This window comes from Mucilaginibacter sp. AK015, assembly GCF_014200785.1.
Lineage (GTDB): Bacteria > Bacteroidota > Bacteroidia > Sphingobacteriales > Sphingobacteriaceae > Mucilaginibacter.
Genome location: NZ_JACHCV010000002.1, coordinates 102231 through 119873, shown reverse-complemented (window position 1 = coordinate 119873; position 17643 = coordinate 102231). Strand labels below are relative to the sequence as shown.

Genomic DNA, 17643 nt, shown 5'->3' with positions numbered 1-17643 from the left:
CACGGGTGTTCACGACAGTGAACGTGAACACTTTCTTATTTTTGCTCCTTCAAAATCCCTAACTTAGCCGCATTAATATATACTACCATGTCAGCATTATATCCGCTAAAATTTAAAACCATATTTAAAGATAAAATATGGGGAGGCCATAAGATTGAAACTTACCTGCATAAAAACATCGGCAATTTGCCAAACTGCGGCGAAACCTGGGAGATCTCGGGCGTAAAGTCGGATGTTTCGGTTGTAGATAGCGGAGAGCTAAAGGGACAGTCGCTTGCCGACCTGCTGGAAAAATACCAGGGCGAACTGGTAGGCGATAAGGTTTACAAGCACTTTGGCAACATATTCCCCTTGCTGGTTAAATTTATTGACGCGAATGATGACCTGAGCGTACAGGTACATCCTAACGACGAACTGGCAAAAAAACGCCATAACTCGTTTGGTAAAACCGAAATGTGGTACGTAATAGAAGCCGACCCGGGCAGCAGCCTGATAGCCGGCTTTAACCGCGAAATGACCGAAAAAGAATATGTGGAAGCTTTAAACAGCGGCCATATTATGGATATCCTGAACCGGGAAGATGTAAAGGCTGGTGATGTTTTCTTTTTACCGGCGGGCCGTGTGCATACCATTGGCAAAGGTTTATTGATTGCCGAAATACAGCAAACATCCGATATTACCTACCGCATTTACGATTTTGACCGGGTAGACGACAAGGGCAACAAGCGCGAACTGCATACCGAAGAGGCCCTGGCAGCAATTGATTACAAACATTATCCGGAATATAAAACGCTTTATACCCCGCATAAAAACGAGGATGTGCATTTGGTAACCTGCCCGTACTTTACCACTAACGTGCTTGGTTATACCCACGGCCTTGATAAAGACTATTCGAACTTAGATTCGTTTGTGATACATGTTTGTATTGGCGGCGAATACACCATCAAATATAATGGCCTGGCTTACCCGGTAAAAATGGGCGAATGCATACTGCTGCCAAAAACCATCGGTAAAGTAGAGCTTAAAACCACATCGGGCTTTAAAATTTTAGAGAATTATATAGAATAATAGATTTCTCAGGTTCCTTTTGATTTCACTGATATAAAAAGACCGGGTTAATTTGAGCCCGGTCTTTTCATATTTATTATTTGTATAATCTACTGTCAATCGGTGTGTCCTGATCAATTATAGCGTTCCATATCGGTCGGGTTTTGCAGTTTTCTTGCTATCTCTGCCAGGTATAATTCATCAATAGGTTTTAAAAGATAATCAGCAATCAGCGGGTTATTTTTAGCACGCCTGATGTCGCCCAGGTCAACCGACGAACTGATCGTGTAAATTGTGATATTTTTTCCCAGTTGAGATTTTATTTCCTCAAAAGCAGCGTTAAATTCCCAGCCGTTCATTACCGGCATGTTAATATCTACAAATAAAACATCAGGTAAATGGTTGCTGTTTTGCGGATCTGTTAAATAATCAATAGCTTCTTTGCCATTGTTAAAATGCAGTATTTTGTCAAATAAGCGCCTTATAGCTGTTAATTTTTTAAAACCGTAAGTGAAAATTTCATCATCATCAACAATTCCGGCTGTCACAATTTTGTTTTCGGTATTCATTAAAGGGTATTAGTTATACCAGCTTTATAGTAAATTTTGTGCCAACGTTTACGGCACTGTCTACCTGTATGCTTCCACCCAGGGCTTCTACCTGGTTCCGCGTAATAAAAAGTCCTATGCCCTTAGCGTCCTGATTATGGTGAAACGTTTTGTACATGCCAAAAAGCTCGTCGCCATAACGTTTCAGGTCAATGCCAATCCCATTATCTTCAAACACCAGGTAAACCTCGTGCCCAATTTTGTGGGTGTTAATATTTATAACCGGGTTACGATCGGGATGCTTATATTTTATAGCGTTGGTAAGCAGGTTCTGAAAAATGCTTTCCAGGTAAGCGGGTATATAATCTATTTGCGGGCAGCCGGCAAAATCAATATTGATCTGAGCACCGGCATTGGCAATATTGGTATGTAATACCGATTCAACGTTGTTGTATATAGTCTCAAAATCAATAACCTTCCTTCCCTTGCTGATTTCTGATTGTATTTTAACTATTTCATCCAAATGCCCCATGGTAGCGCTCAGGCTTTCGCTAATGGTTTTGATGTGCGAGAAAATTTCGGTGCGGTCGTCCTGCAGGTGCGATTCTTCAAACAGGTTTACCATAAACTTTAGGTTTCCAGCGTGCGAACGCAGGTTATGCGATACAATGTAAGCAAAGTTTTGCAGCCGCTTGTTTTGGTCGTCTAACAAATTCAAAGATGATTGCAGCGTGATACCTTTCTTTTTGATGCTGTCGATATCCTGGAAAATGCCCCTTAGGATAATGCAATTGCCATAATCATCAAGCACAGGCACACCCTTGCACCGTACCCATATTACGTTATTCCTGGCTGTTTTAAATAACACCTCAATATCATAAGGCTTGGAATATTTTATAGCGTTTTCGATAGCTGCTGTAAGCACCTGGCGATATTGCGGTTCAAAAAAACTGATGGCTTCGGGTACCGTTATTGGGGGCTGTGCATCCAGTTCAAAAATGTTGTATGTCTCTTTCGAAAACCTCAACGCCATTGTAGCGGCATCGATTTCCCAGCTGCCAATTTTTGCTATACGTCCAATTTCGGCACACTTAAGTTCTTTTTCAGCAACTTTTGTTTCGCTTACTTTAAGCGCATTAATATTGCTAAGTACGCCGTATATCAGCGGTCCGTCTGCGGTATCATGTTTTTGAGTGGTACTTTCAAACCATTGATAACCATTTTGTTTGGTAAGCAGCCTGATATGCACAACCGGCGAATTGCCAAGCCTTGTATGATGGGTAGAGGCTAAGAAGGCCTGTTTATCGTGGTAATATAGCAGATGTTCAAAAAAGTAATTGTATGAGCATTCTATCTCGCCCGGTTTATACCCCAACGCAGTATAAAACCCCGGCGACCATTTAACCTGCCTGGTATCGGTGTTATACTCCCAAATGCCTAAATGTATGCTGTCAATTATACGCGCAATATGAGCTATGCTTTCGCCAGAAAACTTATGACCGTCAGAAAAACTCATTTTACACTTTAATCACTAATCTATAATTACCACATGGCCTAATAAAATATATGCCAAAAGCACAATTCTGTTATAATTAAAACCAAAAGTTGTATTAAACCCGCAGTCTTAAATATTTTTTATTGGTTGCCATCCGGGCTTTTCAACGCTTATTGGTCATTGTCAAAATTTCTATAGCGCTGAAAATTACCTTATTAAACAATGTAAGGGTCTTATACGGTTTTTTACCCGCAGGGTTATGAAAATTTGAGCGGATAAAAATAGTATAATATTCGGCGAAATAATATCATAACTGAAAAGAAATATTATTGCTATTCAATGTGTTCATAAATCCAGTAGCGTATTAGGCGGTTTATATCCGTTTAAATTATATGTGAGTTTGACATTATTAATTACAGCATCATTTTCTATATTTAGCCTTACAAAATTTACAACGATGGGAAAACAATTCTTGAAGCTGCTTACAATTGTTCTGATATCAATAACGGCCGGCGCAGCCGCCCAAACGACGCCTGCAGGTAAAGTATGGTCGGTGGCCAAGGCCAATACCTGGTACGGCCAGCATAAATGGATGACCGGTGCAGATTTTATACCCAGTACCGCGATTAACCAGTTAGAGATGTGGCAGGCGGCAACGTTCGACCCTGCAACCATCGACCGGGAGTTAGGTTATGCCGAAGGGATAGGGTTTAATACCATGCGGGTGTTTTTGCATAGCCTTGCCTGGCAGCAGGATAAAGCCGGTTTTAAAAAACGTATTGCCCGATACCTCGCCATTGCCGATAAGCACGGCATTAAAACCATGTTTGTGTTTTTTGATGACTGCTGGAACGCCGGTGCCAAAATTGGCACCCAGCCTGCGCCAAAGGTTGGCGTACACAATTCAGGCTGGCTTCAGGACCCGGGCAACCGCCTGAACAACCCCGGCGAAACCGCCATGTTGCAGGCTTACGTAACTGACGTTATGACTGCCTTTAAGCACGACAAGCGCATACTGCTGTGGGACCTGTATAACGAGCCGGGCAATTCCGGTAAAAAGGATGCCTCGCTTGCATTGCTTAACAAAGTATTTACCTGGGCACGGGCGGTAAACCCCGATCAGCCTGTATCCGCTGGTTTATGGGATTGGAGTTTTGAAAAATTGAATGCCTACCAGGCCCTTAACTCGGATATTATTACTTACCACGATTATACCGACGAAGCCTCACACCTAAAAACTATACAACTATTAAAAAGCCACGGCAAACCGCTTATCTGTACCGAATATATGGCCCGCACCCGCGGAAGCAAATTTGCCAATGTAATGCCTATGCTCAAAAAAGAGAACGTGGGCGCACTTAATTGGGGTTTTGTAATGGGTAAAACCAATACCATTTACGCCTGGGATAACCCAATTCCTGATGGCAGTGAACCTAAAGAGTGGTTCCACGATATATTCCGGAAGGATGGCACACCTTACAGGGCCGAAGAAGTGGAGCTGATAAAAAAACTAAACGGAAAGTAGAACAGCAATACGCCCGGTATGTTGCAGGCATTTTTATAGCTTTGCGGCCATGAAGGCGAGCTTTAAATTATTCGATTTTACACAAAAGGTTAACTATAAAACCGAAATACTGGCCGGCCTTACTGTTGCCATGACCATGATGCCCGAATCATTGTCGTTCGCCATACTGGCGGGCTTCCCGCCATTGGTAGGTTTGTATGCCGCTTTTATAATGGGGCTTGTTACCGCTATATTCGGCGGAAGGCCGGGGCTCGTTTCGGGCGGGGCAGGGGCCACGGTTGTAGTGCTGATAGCATTAATGAAGGCCAACGGGATAGAATATGTATTTGCCGCAGTGGCATTAGCAGGCATTATCCAGATCGCTATTGGGGTGTTTAAACTGGCAAAGCTTATCCGGCTGGTGCCGCAACCTGTTATGTATGGTTTTGTAAACGGCCTGGCGGTGATCATTTTTATGGCGCAGCTACAACAATTTAAAACGGTGGTTAACGGGCAGCCGGCCTGGCTTAGCGGCGCTCCATTGTTAATTATGGGCGGCCTTGTGGCGTTAACCATAGCTATTGTGGTGCTTTTCCCAAAAATTACCAGGGCGGTACCATCGTCGCTGGTGGCAATTATTGTTGTATTTGTTTTGGTGCTGGGTTTTGGTATCCACACAAAAACAGTAAGCGATATTGCATCTGTCAGCGGTGGCTTCCCGCCTTTTCATATTCCTGCCATACCTTTAAGCCTGCACACACTCAACATTATTTTCCCTTATGCTTTAATTATGGCGGCTGTAGGCTTAACAGAGGGCCTGCTTACCTTAAACCTGGTTGATGAAATGACCGCAACAAGGGGCAACGGCAACCGCGAATGTATAGCCCAGGGAAGCGCCAATATTTTAAATGGTTTCTTTTTTGGGATGGGCGGCTGCCCCATGATAGCGCAAACCCTGGTAAACTTATCAGCAGGCGCCAGGGCAAGGTTATCGGGTATAATAGCATCGCTAACTATTTTATTGATTATACTTTTTGGGGCGCCTGTTATAGGCAAACTGCCAATGGCCGCCCTTACCGGTGTGATGATCATGGTGGCATTTGGTACTTTTGAATGGATAAGCTTCAGGATATTTAATAAAATGCCCAAACAGGATGTATTTGTGGGGATATTAGTTGCTGTTATAACTATACTGCTGCACAACCTTGCATTGGCTGTGTTGATAGGCGTTATTATATCGGCCCTGGTATTTGCCTGGGAAAGTGCAAAACGCATCCGCGCCCGTAAATATGTAGACGGTAATGGCGCCAAACATTACGAAATTTACGGCCCGTTATTTTTTGGATCGGTAACGGCGTTTTCTGAAAAGTTTGACATCTCCGGCGATCCTGACGAAGTGATTATAGACTTTAAAGACAGTCGCGTTGCCGATATGTCGGGTATCCAAGCCCTTAACAAATTAACAGAGCGATATCGTAAGGCAGGCAAAAAACTCCATTTAAAGCATCTGAGTAAAGATTGCATCGCTTTGCTAAAAAATGCCGCTGATGTTATTGATGTAAATATTATGGAAGACCCGCATTACTGGGTAGCAACAGAAAAGAGTTATAATATATAGATTATCTTCCTGAAATTTAGCTGTTTAAAACAGATGTTAAAAATAAATTATAAAGTCTATAGGAATTATAGAATTTATAATTACTTTTGTAATGTAATCGTTCTTTAAATATATACTTATCCAGAAAGACAGAGGGAAAGGCCCTATGATGTCTTAGCAACCTGTACAGCTTTTAGCTTGTGTAAGGTGCTAATTCCTGCTTCGCCGCATAGCGTCGGAGACAGATAAGCTGATTTAAAAGACCACCATGTTTTGCATCCAAAACATGCTCTTGCATCTGCCGGCATCCCTTCAAATTTCCTGTATAAGTTTTGTAACTATTAGCATAGCATTAATGGCTGTATATTTTTATATCAACTTAAAATTTAAAAAGACATGAGTTTACGAATTGGCGACGACGCCCCAAATTTTAAAGCACAAACATCACAAGGAGAAATAGATTTTTACGAATACCTGGGCGATAGCTGGGGTGTGCTTTTCTCGCACCCGGCTGATTATACCCCCGTTTGCACCACTGAACTGGGCAAAACCGCAGCGCTCAAAGACGAGTTTGCAAAGCGTAATGTAAAAGTAGTAGCCTTAAGCACCGATAATGTAGAATCGCACAAGGGGTGGATAAAAGACATCAATGAGACCCAGGATGTTGAAGTTACGTTCCCGATCATAGGCGATGAAACCCGCGAGATATCGCAAGCTTACGACATGATACATCCTAATGCTTCGCTAACAGCAACCGTGCGCTCGTTATTTATTATCGGCCCCGATAAAAAGATAAAACTGATCATCAGCTACCCGGCATCAACCGGCAGAAATTTCCAGGAGATATTGAGGGTGATAGATAGCCTGCAGTTAACCGCTTACCACAGCGTTGCTACCCCTGCCGATTGGAAAGACGGCGAAGATGTTGTGGTGCTTCCATCAATCAAAACAGAAGATATCCCGGCTAAATTCCCTAAAGGGTTTAAAGAGGTAAAACCGTATTTGCGTACAACGCCCCAGCCCAATAAATAACTGGCTGAAAGATAAAGTCGCGTGGCCGAGAGGATAGGTGTGGGTCTGCAAAACCTTTAACGGTAGTTCGAATCTACCCGCGACGTCTGAAACTATACTGACTGACTATAATGACGGGGCGGTGGGCTGAGGAGTCCATCGCCTTTTTTGGTTACTGCCCGGTCATCGCCAGGCTTGGCCACTCTCTAATTTTTCACCCTCTTTGCGTAGCAGAAAGGGCCACGCACGAAGTGTCGCTTGGTGAGTAAACTAACACACTACATAAAAAATTCCCCCATTTCATTGTATCTTTACGTATGAACACTACCACTCACCCCTGGCCAAAACTCGATTATCATTACCTGAAGGACACCCTTGCCACGGTACACATGTGGACACAAATGATAGGCAAGGTGCGCCTCAAAAAAATGCCGTGGATAAACCACTCGTGGCAGGTTACGCTGTATGTAAGCGCTACAGGCTTAACAACAGGCAGCATACCCTACGGCGGCGGGGTGTTCCAGATAGACCTTGATTTTATAAAGCATCAACTGCATATCACCACCAGTACGGGCGAAAATATCTCATCGGCATTAGGCGCCGAAACCATAGCCGCTTTCTACAACGAGTTATGGCTAACCTGAGGTTGGCGGGTATTGAAGTGGAAATTTATGCCGCGCCTAATGAGGTTGACCCGGCCATACCCTTCGCCGAAAACCAAAAGCCATGTACTTACGACAGCGATGTGATGCACAACCTGTGGCAGGCGCTCATCAGGATACACAATGTTTTTACTGATTTCAGGGCAGGCTTTTTGGGCAAATGCAGCCCGGTACATTTCTTTTGGGGCGCGTTCGACCTGGCAGTTACCCGTTTCAGCGGCCGGCCGGCGCCCAAACACCCCGGCGGCGCGCCCAACATGCCCGATGATGTAATGCAGGAAGCATACTCGCACGAGGTTAGCTCATGCGGGTTTTGGCCGGGCAGCGAGGCGTTTCCGCAGCCGGCGTTCTACGCCTATTGTTACCCAACTCCTGAAGATTACGGCAAGCAGCAGGTGAGCCCACCCGAAGCCTTTTACAGCCAGGAAATGGGCGAATATTTTTTAATGTACGAAATGGTACAGCAAGCCGCCAACCCCGAAAATACCCTGATGCAGTTTTTGCAAACTACCTATAATGCCGCCGCCACAACAGGTAATTGGGATAGAGCATTAGAGTGTGATTTGCAGGGTTTTAAAAATTAATCGCCAATTCAAATGTTCGCGCTTGAGCGGGCGGTTGGCTATTATAACGGAAAAGTTCGTTCTCCCGGAGAGGGTTTAGGTGAGGCCACTTTCCGCAAACACCACGTTGTCATGCACCGTAAATTTTGCACGTTGGTGGTTTTTATCGGCTCAAAAAGTTCGCCGCCTAAGCTGGCTGTGTACTCCATTAGCACCTGTTCGTTCACCAAAAAGCGTTCGGAGCCATCTGGTAGGGCGTAGCGGCTATTGCCCAGGGGAATCACTTTATCCTCGATGCCAATATCAGATGCCAGCCGCGCGAAAAAATAACCGCCGGTTTTTAATGCGCACCATATTGATCGCAGCATGGCGTCGAAGTGATTGCTATCGGCTGCAAAATGCAGTACTGCGCTGCAAACTATCAGGTCGAACATTTCATCCTCAAAGGGCAGTTGTTCGGCTTTGCCTATGCTGAAGTTTGTTGGCGGAGTAGCCGGAGCCAGCTCTTTGGCCAATGCTTTTACCAGCGCCACTGCTTCAGGATTTGGGTCGATGCCATAAACCTCATAGCCGTTTTGCAGAAAGTATACGATGTTTCGCCCGCCGCCGCAGCCAACATCCAGCACGTTTGTGCACCCATCAAAGCGTCCCTTCAAAAGCTGGTCGAAAAGGTAGATATCAATATTGCCGTAAAGCTGCTGCAAGCGGTTTGCCATGTTGGTATTTAGTTTAGCGTTGTAGTCGACTCTCCCCGACTGGGGAAATTGGTTCTTAAATCCTCCCCCTCTTTGCGCAGCAGAGAGGGGGCAGGGGGTGAGTCGGCCCGGCTGCAATGTAACAATATTGCAATGGCTTTAAAAATTTGGTTTGATAAGCCAATGTGCTTATGCATTATCGCATAATATTTATATTATTGTGTACCGTTAACACAATAGCGGTGGTATTATCTCACATCCTAAGTACCATACCAATTGCTAAAACCAAAGTTTACCCTATTACTAATGTGCTGTTGCATGTTTAGTAGTTTTGTTTTCGCGCAAAAAAAGAACGCCGGTTACAAATACCATATCAAGCGTGCTGCATCCCCCATAAAAATTGATGGTTTGCTTGATGAAGCCGACTGGCTTAAGGCCGATACTACAAGCCCGTTTTTTATGGTATTGCCTATGGATACCAGCCTTGCCAAACTACGCACAGTAGTTCGCCTGGCGTATGATAACGATAACTTTTACATATCGGCGGTTTGCTATACGCCAACAGCAGGCTATATGGTGGAATCGCTGAAGCGCGATTTTAGCTTTCTGAAGAATGATAACTTCATCTTTTTTATGGATCCCTTTGATGCCCGTACCGATGGCTTTAGCTTCGGCGCCAACGCGGCAGGGGCCCAATGGGATGGCACCATGTATGAAGGCAGCAAGGTTGACCTGAGTTGGGATAACAAGTGGTACTCGGCTGTAAAAAATTATCCGGATAAATGGGTGTTCGAAGCGGCCATTCCTTTTAAAAGTATTCGTTACAAAAAAGGCATAAAAGAGTGGGGAATAAACTTTAGCCGTAATGATCTGGTCACTACCGAGAAATCGAGCTGGACGCCTATACCCAGACAATTCCCAACCGCCGCGCTGGCTTACACCGGTACGGTTGTTTGGGATGAAGCGCCGCCGGTGGCTACACATAACATATCAGTCATCCCTTACGCGTTGGGGGGCATCACCAAAGATTTTCAGAGCGATAAACCGGCAGTTTGGCGTAAAGAAATTGGGGGTGATGTAAAGGTGGGGCTTACCTCGTCGCTTAACCTGGACATGACCGTTAACCCCGATTTTTCGCAGGTGGATGTTGATCAGCAGGTGATAAACCTGAACAGGTATGAGCTGTTCTTCCCCGAAAAGCGTCAGTTTTTTCTGGAGAACGGTGATCTGTTTGCCAACTTCGGTTATGGCGATATCAGGCCGTTCTTCTCGCGCCGTATCGGTTTAAATGCGCCAATACGCGCGGGCGCGCGGTTAACCGGGAAAATAGATAAAGACTGGCGGGTAGGGGTAATGGATATACAAACCGGGCGGTCGGCATCTGATAATTTACCAGGGCAAAACTTTGGTATTGTTACCCTGCAAAGGCGGGTGTTCTCGCGGTCGAATATTGGTTTTATGTTTGTAAATAAGGATGGTACCGGCAGCGCCCCTGCACCGGGCAGTGCAGCCAACGCGTATAACCGTAACATAGGCGCCGAATTTAACCTGGCATCATCAAACAACCAATGGACCGGCAAGCTGCTGGGGTTAAAATCTTTTACGGCAGGGGTAAAAGGGCGCGAATTCGTGCAGGCGGCCAATTTGCAATACCTAAGCAAATACTGGACAGCGGCCTTGCAACAGCAATATGTAGGGAAAGATTACAACGCCGAAGTTGGCTATGTGCCCCGTACCGGTTATAATAAGTTGAACCCCCTGCTGCAGCACAACTTTTTTCCTAAAAGCGGGGTAGTATTATCGCATGGCCTGCAGTACACCGGTATTTACTTTTTTGACGAGGCTTATAAACCAACCGATAACGAAAGCATCCTCAGCTACCTGATCACCTTCCGCGACCGTGGTACCTTAACCATATCCGCGCTTGATGATTATGTGAAGCTGCTGCGCGAATACGACCCTACCAATACCGGTAAGGACAGCTTGCCCGTGGGCTTTAAAAGCCATTGGAACACCATCGATGTACAATACGCATCAAAACCACAAAGCGTGTTTACTTATCTTTTTGAGGTTGCCCGCGGCGGGTATTATGATAACGGTACCAAAACCACGCTGGTAGGGCAGTTGGGCTACCGTTTTCAGCCGTATGTTAACCTGATATTGAACGCCTCGTATAATGATCTGCAGTTGCCCGCACCTTATGGACGCAACAAATTCTGGCTCATTGGCCCGCGGGCTGATGTTACCTTCACCAATACGCTGTATTTTACCACATACGTGCAATATAACGAGCAAGCCCGCAACATGAACATCAACAGCCGCCTGCAATGGCGCTACAAACCCGCCTCCGACCTGTTTATCGTTTATGGCGATAACTCTATCCCATCGCCCTTCACTGTTAAAAACAGGCAGTTTACCATTAAGTGGACTTATTGGTGGAATATATAGTTGGATGTGCAGATATGAGAAATGTGCAGATAATAGAGAGATGCGATTCACAGCGTTGTCATCGTGAAGTTTTTCACCACGTCATTGCGAGGAACGAAGGGATCTCTTGAGGACAATTACACTTTGCATAAACCAATAGCTTAAAGAGATTCGTTTGTCGATTCGCTCCGCGCAATGAAGCGTGGAGATATTCTCAATTTTTACAGCATTATGGTTGCAAACATCTGTCAATTTTATACTTTTGCAGCATAAAGCAATACCGCTATTTTCCTGTAGTGTAACGGTAGCACACCAGACTCTGACTCTGTTAGTAGTGGTTCGAATCCATTCAGGAAAACTAAAAAGGGTGAATGATCTGATGGTCATTCGCCCTTTTTATTCATAAACAGCTGTCTGTTATGGTTTTACAACAGTAAAAGCATTAAGTGCCATTCGCCAGTTCAAGTAGTTATCATCGTGCATAGCCCGGCGGATGATCGTATTATATCCTTTATCAAAGTAAGCTGCCAGCGAGAAGGTGTGAACGCCGTTAACAGGCTCGAACAATGTACCTGGCGCATAGCCCTTTTCTCCGTTTTCCGCCCGTTTTTTATCAAAGGCTACAGTGCTTTTTACAAATTCGGGATGGATTTTTTCGCCGGTCATATAGGGTGTCATGTAGTCAACGCAGTTCTTTATCGTCGAACCGTTGGCGGTTTTCCAGTCAAAATAATTTTTGCCTGTTGCCCTGTAAATAGCTATGCAGGTTGATATAAGTGGCTCAATATCATAAGTTTGGTAGTGAAAGGCGTCGCGTTCCATCAGGTCATGGGTGGTGCCATCAGGGTTTAGGTTTACGTTAAGCTGTTTTTCAAGCTCTGTGCTGATAACGCTATCGTATTTATTATCGTGCAGCGTATAAGCAATAAGGGCTATCATCTTGATACGGTGCGAGTTCCAGTTGTTGATGGCGGTGCCGCGGCTGCCTTTGGCGTATTTACTATCCACCAGTGCATCAGCTATACCGCGTAGCCAATCGTCTGTAAGGGTGCGGCTTTGTGCTGTAACATCCTCTCTTACAAGGTCATACGCGGTAACCATATCTTCCAGTTTGGTTTGGTTGATGGGGTCGTCGGTGGCTTTGTTGATCTTTGCCCAGGCGGTAAAAAAGTCTGTTGCTTTGTTCAGATAAGCGGTTTTGCCCGATATTTTGTAGGCAAATGCAAGCGCGTAAACCTTATTGGCATCTTCCAGGGCTTTCAGGCTTGCGGTCTTCCTGGGGTCGCCGGCGAGCAGGCCCTGCGACAAAATAACCGCTATCGGGTTGGGGGTTTCGCTCAGCGATTGGTCGGCAATTACTTGAAAATTCCTGAAAATTTTCGAGAATTTTCTGTCTTTTTTGAGCGATTCGCGCATCAATTTTACCTCGTTTTTGTCAAGGCTTGCAAACTGCGCGTCGGCACAAAAAGTTGTAACGGCAAGGGCCAAAAAGCAGACGAACTTTTTCATGTAAAATTAGATTTCTAATGATCTTTTGATACCCAACTCCAGCCCGCGCAATTCGGCCAGTCCGCGCAGGCGGCCGATGGCCGAGTAGCCCGGATTTGTTATTTTATGCAGGTCATCGAGCATTTTATGCCCGTGGTCGGGGCGGAAGGGCATACTGATATCTGTTCGGTCCGCAGTTACCCTTTTCTGCTGTTCCAGCAGCAGGGCCTTCATCACTGCATACATATCTACATCGCCGTCAAGGTGGTCAGCTTCGTGGAAGTTGCCTTCCGAATCACGTTTGGTGCTGCGCAGGTGTATAAAGTGGATACGATGGCCCAGGCGCTCAACCATGCCCGGCAAATCGTTACTTGCTATTACCCCGAACGATCCGGTGCAAAAGGTAAGCCCGTTATTGGGGCTATCAACTACATCATAAATATCCAGTATGTCCTGCTCGGTACTAACCACGCGCGGCAGGCCAAGTATAGGGTATGGCGGGTCGTCGGGGTGGATGCACATCAGTACGCCGGCCTGCTCCGCCGCGGGGATAACCTGCTGCAGAAAATAAGCCAGGTTAGCCTTCAGCGTTTGCGCGCTGATATGCCCGTACGAGGCCAGCATGTTTAAAAACCTGGCGGGGGTGTAACCTTCCTCTGACCCGGGCAAGCCGGCTATTATGTTTTTTACCAATTGCTGTTTGGCGGCCTCGCTTAAACTATCGTGGTATGCCTTTGCCTTTAACCTTATGGCTTCGGGATGATCGTTTTCCGCGCCCGGCCTGTTCAGGATATAAATATCGAAAGCGGCGAAGGCAACGGTATCAAACCTTAGGGCGGTAGCGCCGCCGGGCATTGGGTAATCCAGGTCGGTGCGGGTCCAGTCGAGCACGGGCATAAAATTATAGCAAACGATGCTGATACCGCATTGCCCTATATTAAGCAGGCTTTGGCGATAATTTTGGATATAGCGCTCGTAATTGCCGCTACGTTTTTTGATATCCTCGTGCACCGGCACGCTTTCAATTACCGACCACTTTAGACCCGCGTCTTCAATCAATTTTTTTCTTTTCAGGATCTCATCTACCGGCCAAACCTCCCCGTTGGGGATATGGTGCAGGGCGGTAACAATACCGGCAGCCCCGGCTTGCCTGGCATCGGCCAACGTCACCGGGTCATCAGGCCCGTACCAGCGCCATGTTTGTTCTAAGCTCATTTAAATAGTTTTGATCGCCTAATTTACAAAGTATATTGTTCGGTGTCGGCAGCTAAAAAATCCCAGCGGGCGGGGCTAAAGGCATCAATCAGCATGCCATCCTCCAGGCAAACGCAGCCATGCACGGTAAACGGCGGCACATAATACCCATCCCCTTTGCGAATGATCTTTACCGTTTCGCCCATTGTCATTTCAAACGCGCCGCTTTCTACATAGCTAACCTGCGCGTGCGCATGGCTGTGCAGGGCGCCGCAAGCCCCTTTGATAAATCTTACCTTTACCATCATCAGCTTATCATCATAGCCCAACACCTGCCGTTGCACGCCGTTGCCAACGGTTTGCCAGTTAGCGATATCCTCAAACTGGAATAAGTTGCTTTGTATCATGCCCGGTCAGTTTTTAAGGGTACCGGTAGCGTTGATAACCGGCCTTTTCTCGGCCAGGCGTTTTTGGCGCAGCAGGGCTTCCAGGTAATAGTAATCGGCATAAATAATGGGCACATCAATTTCGCTGTTGGCGGGTTTATGGCCGGTGCTGTGCAACAGCAAAAAGCCGCTGGCGCTATCGGGCTGTGCCTGGTAGCTTTTGCCCAGGCTGTTTAATATCTTGTCGGCTGTTTTTTTATAGGTAACGGCGTTTTTGCTGTAGGTACTTAATTCGTACAAAGCAGACGCGGCAATAGCCGCTGCCGATGCATCGCGTGGCTGGTTGCCCAGTTTAGCCGCGTCAAAATCCCAATAGGGCACCAGGTCGGGCGGCATCTGCGGGTTGCTGAAAATATATCTGGCTATCTTTTCGGCCTGGGCAAGATATGCTTTGTTACCGGTTTCGCGGTAGCACATGGTGTAGCCATAAAGCCCCCATGCCTGCCCGCGAGCCCAGGCGGAGCTATCGGCAAAGCCCTGCAGGGTTTGTTTGTTAAGCACCTTGCCGGTTTCGGGGTCGTAATTAATAACGTGGAACGAACTGTTGTCGGCCCTGAAATGGTTTTTAAGCGTAGTATTGGCATGGGTGACCGCCACCTTATAAAAGCTGGAATCGCCGCTTAGTTTGGTCGCCTCAAAAAGCAATTCCAGATTCATCATATTATCAATGATCACCGGGAACTGCCATTGTTTTTGATGGTCCCATGATTTGATGCAGCCGACAGTTGGGTTAAAACGGGTAATAAGTGACCTGGCCGTCTGGATGATATCATCCTTATATTTCTGCTGGCGGGTTAAGCGGTAGGCGTTGCCTACGCTATTATATACCATAAAGCCCAGGTCGTGTGTGCCGGTGTTGCTTTTTTCGCCTTCCATTTCGGCAGTAAACGGTTCAGATCGTTCTTTCCAGAATTTATCGCCGGTGTATTCATATAAAAACCACAGGTTGCCGGGAAAAAAGCCGCTGCACCAATCTTTTGATGATACCATCACCAGGTCGCCTTTTGTGTTCAGTGCACGCGGCGATAACAGGTTGGGCTTGTTGGCAGCCGCTTTGATTTTAGCAGTTTCGGCTAATAAAAGTTTTGTTTGATGCTTTGCGAATTTGAATGCTTCGCGCGCGTTGTTTTGTGCCGATACGCTAATAGCAGCGACGCTCAATGCTATCAGGGGTATAATATGTTTGATGTTCATGGATGTATTTAATAGGGCCGTTTAATTGACCACTTTAATTTTTATCACTAATTTTTTGACTACATCGTAACCTTCTATCTTAATGTTAGGGCGATGTACATCCTGCGGAAAAAACAAAAAGAATGTGCCGGGTTCGGCGATGTACGAAGCACCTTCGGCAGTATAGTTTGCGGCGTCGCTGGTTTCGCTGTAGGGTTTGGTAATGGTGGCTTTGTTTATGTCGATAACATCAATGCGCTCTTTACCCTTTATTACATATTGCAGATCGATGTATTTGCGGTGCGATTCCCACCCCGCCTTATCCAGTTCTTTTGATGGTGCCTCGGTTATGCTGGCATAAGCGTTCTCGCCGTCAATAGGGTGCTTGCCCGCGCTTAAGGTATCCAGGTTTTGTTCGCGTAAATAGCTAAACACTTTATCCCACACGGCTTTATTGTTATGGTATTGCTTATAAAACTCAACTGCGTTTACATGCTTATACAAGCTTAATTTTAAGCCGTTCTTCCATTTATTGCTTTGTGCCCATTCCCGGGCGGTTTTTGGGTTAACATTATTGCCGGTGCCGGTTTGCGCTATTGCTGTATTTTCCATCGCGATAAAACTGATAGCAGCTATTGCTAGCCGAAATAAAGGTTTAACTTTCATGATATTATTCAATTGGTTTATAACCGGCAATGCGCCGGCGGCTATGCCTCTACTGCGCTGCCATAGGTCAATATTACAAGGAAATAGTTTAAATTTCAGCCGGTGGCCGCTACTAATTCTACGCAAACGTTATAGTAAAGGCCGTGTATTTTATATTAATTTAGTAAGCGAAAGTTTTCGATAACGTTTGCGTAGAAATAACAACACGTTTATTTCAAATTAAAATATCATAATTGTAGACTTGCTGAACATTATACATTAAACTCTAACACTTCCTGTTTTGAAAGTAATACATAGCGTTCACCCCGGTGATTTTAAAACCTACCAGACCGAACAGATACGCGACCGCTTTTTAATTGACGACCTGGTAAAGGCAGACCGGGTAAACTGCGTTTACACACATTACGACCGCATGATAATAGGCGGTGCACACCCGGTTAGTAAAACCTTAGTACTTGAAAATTACGATAACCTTAAAGCCGGGTATTTTTTAGAACGCCGCGAGTTAGGCATCATCAATGTTGCGGGAGACGGCCGGGTAACAGCCGACGGCCAAACTTTCGACCTGAAGAAAATGGATTGCCTGTATATAGGCAAAGGCGTACAACAAGTAAGCTTTACCGCAGTTGATGCCGCCACGCCGCCGGTGTTTTATTTGCTTTCATCGCCCGCGCATACAAATTATCCCACAACCCTTTTGCCCATTGAGCAGGCCGAAAAAGTACACACTGGCAGGAGCGCCACCGCTAACAAGCGCACCATTAATAAATATATACATAACGGCGACGGCGGTATAAAAAGCTGCCAGCTGGTTATGGGCTTAACCACACTGCACGAAGGCAGCGTATGGAACACCATGCCGCCGCACGTACACGACCGCCGCATGGAAGCTTATTTTTACTTCGATATCCCCGCGGGGCAAAGGGTATTTCACCTGATGGGCGAGGAAGCCGAAACCAGGCATATATTAATTGATAATTACGGTGCCGTGGTATCGCCGCCGTGGAGCATTCACGCTGGAGCAGGTACCGGCAGTTACAGCTTTATATGGGGCATGGCAGGTGAAAACCTTGATTATACAGATATGGATGCCATCAGCATTGATAACATAAAATAGAAATAAGCAC

Annotated in this window: 14 protein-coding genes, 2 tRNA genes, 1 pseudogene and 1 riboswitch; of the genes and pseudogenes, 9 read left to right on the top strand and 8 right to left on the bottom strand. The window is 45.9% G+C overall.

Going from position 1 to position 17643, the window contains the following annotated elements; all coding sequences use genetic code 11:
* Positions 1–87: 87 nt before the first annotated feature.
* Positions 88–1068, top strand: coding sequence for a type I phosphomannose isomerase catalytic subunit (locus HDC91_RS09670; RefSeq protein WP_183551374.1), 981 nt, complete (start codon positions 88–90; stop codon positions 1066–1068).
* Positions 1069–1181: 113 nt separating this feature from the next.
* Here HDC91_RS09670 and HDC91_RS09665 read toward each other — a convergent pair whose 3' ends face one another.
* Complete coding sequence (locus HDC91_RS09665; RefSeq protein ID WP_183551371.1) at positions 1182–1616, bottom strand: response regulator; 435 nt, start codon at positions 1614–1616, stop codon at positions 1182–1184.
* 13 nt (positions 1617–1629) lie between these two features.
* On the bottom strand, positions 1630–3111 hold the full coding sequence (locus tag HDC91_RS09660; RefSeq protein ID WP_183551368.1) for a PAS domain-containing sensor histidine kinase: 1482 nt from the start codon (positions 3109–3111) through the stop codon (positions 1630–1632).
* Between the two features lie 436 nt (positions 3112–3547).
* On the opposite strand from HDC91_RS09660, the gene HDC91_RS09655 reads away from it, so the two are divergent.
* From HDC91_RS09655 to HDC91_RS09635, 5 genes and pseudogenes are all read left to right on the top strand, one after another.
* A complete protein-coding gene (locus tag HDC91_RS09655) occupies positions 3548–4615 on the top strand; it encodes a glycoside hydrolase family 2 TIM barrel-domain containing protein (protein ID WP_183551353.1) in 1068 nt (355 codons plus the stop codon).
* Between the two features lie 49 nt (positions 4616–4664).
* Positions 4665–6212 (top strand): SulP family inorganic anion transporter, encoded by a 1548-nt coding sequence (locus HDC91_RS09650; RefSeq protein WP_183551350.1) that lies wholly within the window; start codon positions 4665–4667, stop codon positions 6210–6212.
* Positions 6213–6325: 113 nt separating this feature from the next.
* Positions 6326–6443: riboswitch (SAM riboswitch) on the top strand.
* Positions 6444–6587: 144 nt separating this feature from the next.
* On the top strand, positions 6588–7223 hold the full coding sequence (locus HDC91_RS09645) for a peroxiredoxin (protein ID WP_183551347.1): 636 nt from the start codon (positions 6588–6590) through the stop codon (positions 7221–7223).
* A 15-nt stretch (positions 7224–7238) separates the two neighbouring features.
* Positions 7239–7309 (top strand) — tRNA-Cys (locus tag HDC91_RS09640).
* A 210-nt stretch (positions 7310–7519) separates the two neighbouring features.
* A pseudogene (locus HDC91_RS09635) lies at positions 7520–8448 on the top strand (DUF5996 family protein).
* Positions 8449–8489: 41 nt separating this feature from the next.
* On the opposite strand, the gene HDC91_RS09630 reads toward HDC91_RS09635, so the two are convergent.
* Complete coding sequence (locus tag HDC91_RS09630; protein ID WP_183551344.1) at positions 8490–9143, bottom strand: class I SAM-dependent methyltransferase; 654 nt, start codon at positions 9141–9143, stop codon at positions 8490–8492.
* A gap of 297 nt (positions 9144–9440) precedes the next feature.
* Between HDC91_RS09630 and HDC91_RS09625 the strand changes: the two genes are divergently transcribed.
* Positions 9441–11570 carry a carbohydrate binding family 9 domain-containing protein gene (locus HDC91_RS09625; protein ID WP_221262161.1) on the top strand — a complete coding sequence of 710 codons (2130 nt, stop codon included), beginning with the start codon at positions 9441–9443 and terminating at the stop codon, positions 11568–11570.
* Between the two features lie 266 nt (positions 11571–11836).
* Positions 11837–11907, top strand: a tRNA-Gln gene (locus tag HDC91_RS09620).
* Positions 11908–11966: 59 nt separating this feature from the next.
* Here the strand turns inward: HDC91_RS09620 and HDC91_RS09615 are convergent.
* Genes HDC91_RS09615 through HDC91_RS09595 form a run of 5 tightly spaced genes read right to left on the bottom strand, consistent with a single transcriptional unit; the run spans position 11967 to position 16462 of the window.
* Positions 11967–13058 carry an alginate lyase family protein gene (locus HDC91_RS09615; RefSeq protein WP_183551339.1) on the bottom strand — a complete coding sequence of 364 codons (1092 nt, stop codon included), beginning with the start codon at positions 13056–13058 and terminating at the stop codon, positions 11967–11969.
* Between the two features lie 6 nt (positions 13059–13064).
* Positions 13065–14252: a mannonate dehydratase gene (uxuA, locus tag HDC91_RS09610; RefSeq protein WP_183551336.1), complete on the bottom strand. Its 1188-nt coding sequence runs from the start codon at positions 14250–14252 to the stop codon at positions 13065–13067.
* A 23-nt stretch (positions 14253–14275) separates the two neighbouring features.
* Entirely contained in the window at positions 14276–14638 is a 363-nt protein-coding gene (locus HDC91_RS09605) for a cupin domain-containing protein (RefSeq protein ID WP_183551333.1), read from the bottom strand.
* A 6-nt stretch (positions 14639–14644) separates the two neighbouring features.
* Positions 14645–15871: a glycoside hydrolase family 88 protein gene (locus HDC91_RS09600; RefSeq protein WP_183551330.1), complete on the bottom strand. Its 1227-nt coding sequence runs from the start codon at positions 15869–15871 to the stop codon at positions 14645–14647.
* 21 nt (positions 15872–15892) lie between these two features.
* Positions 15893–16462 (bottom strand): YhcH/YjgK/YiaL family protein, encoded by a 570-nt coding sequence (locus HDC91_RS09595; protein WP_183551328.1) that lies wholly within the window; start codon positions 16460–16462, stop codon positions 15893–15895.
* Positions 16463–16796: 334 nt separating this feature from the next.
* On the opposite strand from HDC91_RS09595, the gene kduI reads away from it, so the two are divergent.
* On the top strand, positions 16797–17633 hold the full coding sequence (kduI, locus tag HDC91_RS09590) for a 5-dehydro-4-deoxy-D-glucuronate isomerase (protein WP_183551325.1): 837 nt from the start codon (positions 16797–16799) through the stop codon (positions 17631–17633).
* The last annotated feature ends 10 nt before the right edge of the window (positions 17634–17643 follow it).

Bases quoted from the DNA above. Each gene is read 5' to 3' on its own strand.
- HDC91_RS09670 (WP_183551374.1), top strand. From the start codon at position 88: ATGTCAGCATTATATCCGCTAAAATTTAAAACCATATTTAAAGATAAA.
- uxuA (WP_183551336.1), bottom strand. From the start codon at position 14,252: ATGAGCTTAGAACAAACATGGCGCTGGTACGGGCCTGATGACCCGGTG.
- HDC91_RS09625 (WP_221262161.1), top strand. From the start codon at position 9,441: ATGTTTAGTAGTTTTGTTTTCGCGCAAAAAAAGAACGCCGGTTACAAA.
- HDC91_RS09595 (WP_183551328.1), bottom strand. From the start codon at position 16,462: ATGGAAAATACAGCAATAGCGCAAACCGGCACCGGCAATAATGTTAAC.
- HDC91_RS09630 (WP_183551344.1), bottom strand. From the start codon at position 9,143: ATGGCAAACCGCTTGCAGCAGCTTTACGGCAATATTGATATCTACCTT.
- HDC91_RS09665 (WP_183551371.1), bottom strand. From the start codon at position 1,616: ATGAATACCGAAAACAAAATTGTGACAGCCGGAATTGTTGATGATGAT.
- HDC91_RS09605 (WP_183551333.1), bottom strand. From the start codon at position 14,638: ATGATACAAAGCAACTTATTCCAGTTTGAGGATATCGCTAACTGGCAA.
- HDC91_RS09655 (WP_183551353.1), top strand. From the start codon at position 3,548: ATGGGAAAACAATTCTTGAAGCTGCTTACAATTGTTCTGATATCAATA.
- HDC91_RS09615 (WP_183551339.1), bottom strand. From the start codon at position 13,058: ATGAAAAAGTTCGTCTGCTTTTTGGCCCTTGCCGTTACAACTTTTTGT.
- HDC91_RS09645 (WP_183551347.1), top strand. From the start codon at position 6,588: ATGAGTTTACGAATTGGCGACGACGCCCCAAATTTTAAAGCACAAACA.
- HDC91_RS09660 (WP_183551368.1), bottom strand. From the start codon at position 3,111: ATGAGTTTTTCTGACGGTCATAAGTTTTCTGGCGAAAGCATAGCTCAT.
- HDC91_RS09600 (WP_183551330.1), bottom strand. From the start codon at position 15,871: ATGAACATCAAACATATTATACCCCTGATAGCATTGAGCGTCGCTGCT.
- HDC91_RS09650 (WP_183551350.1), top strand. From the start codon at position 4,665: ATGAAGGCGAGCTTTAAATTATTCGATTTTACACAAAAGGTTAACTAT.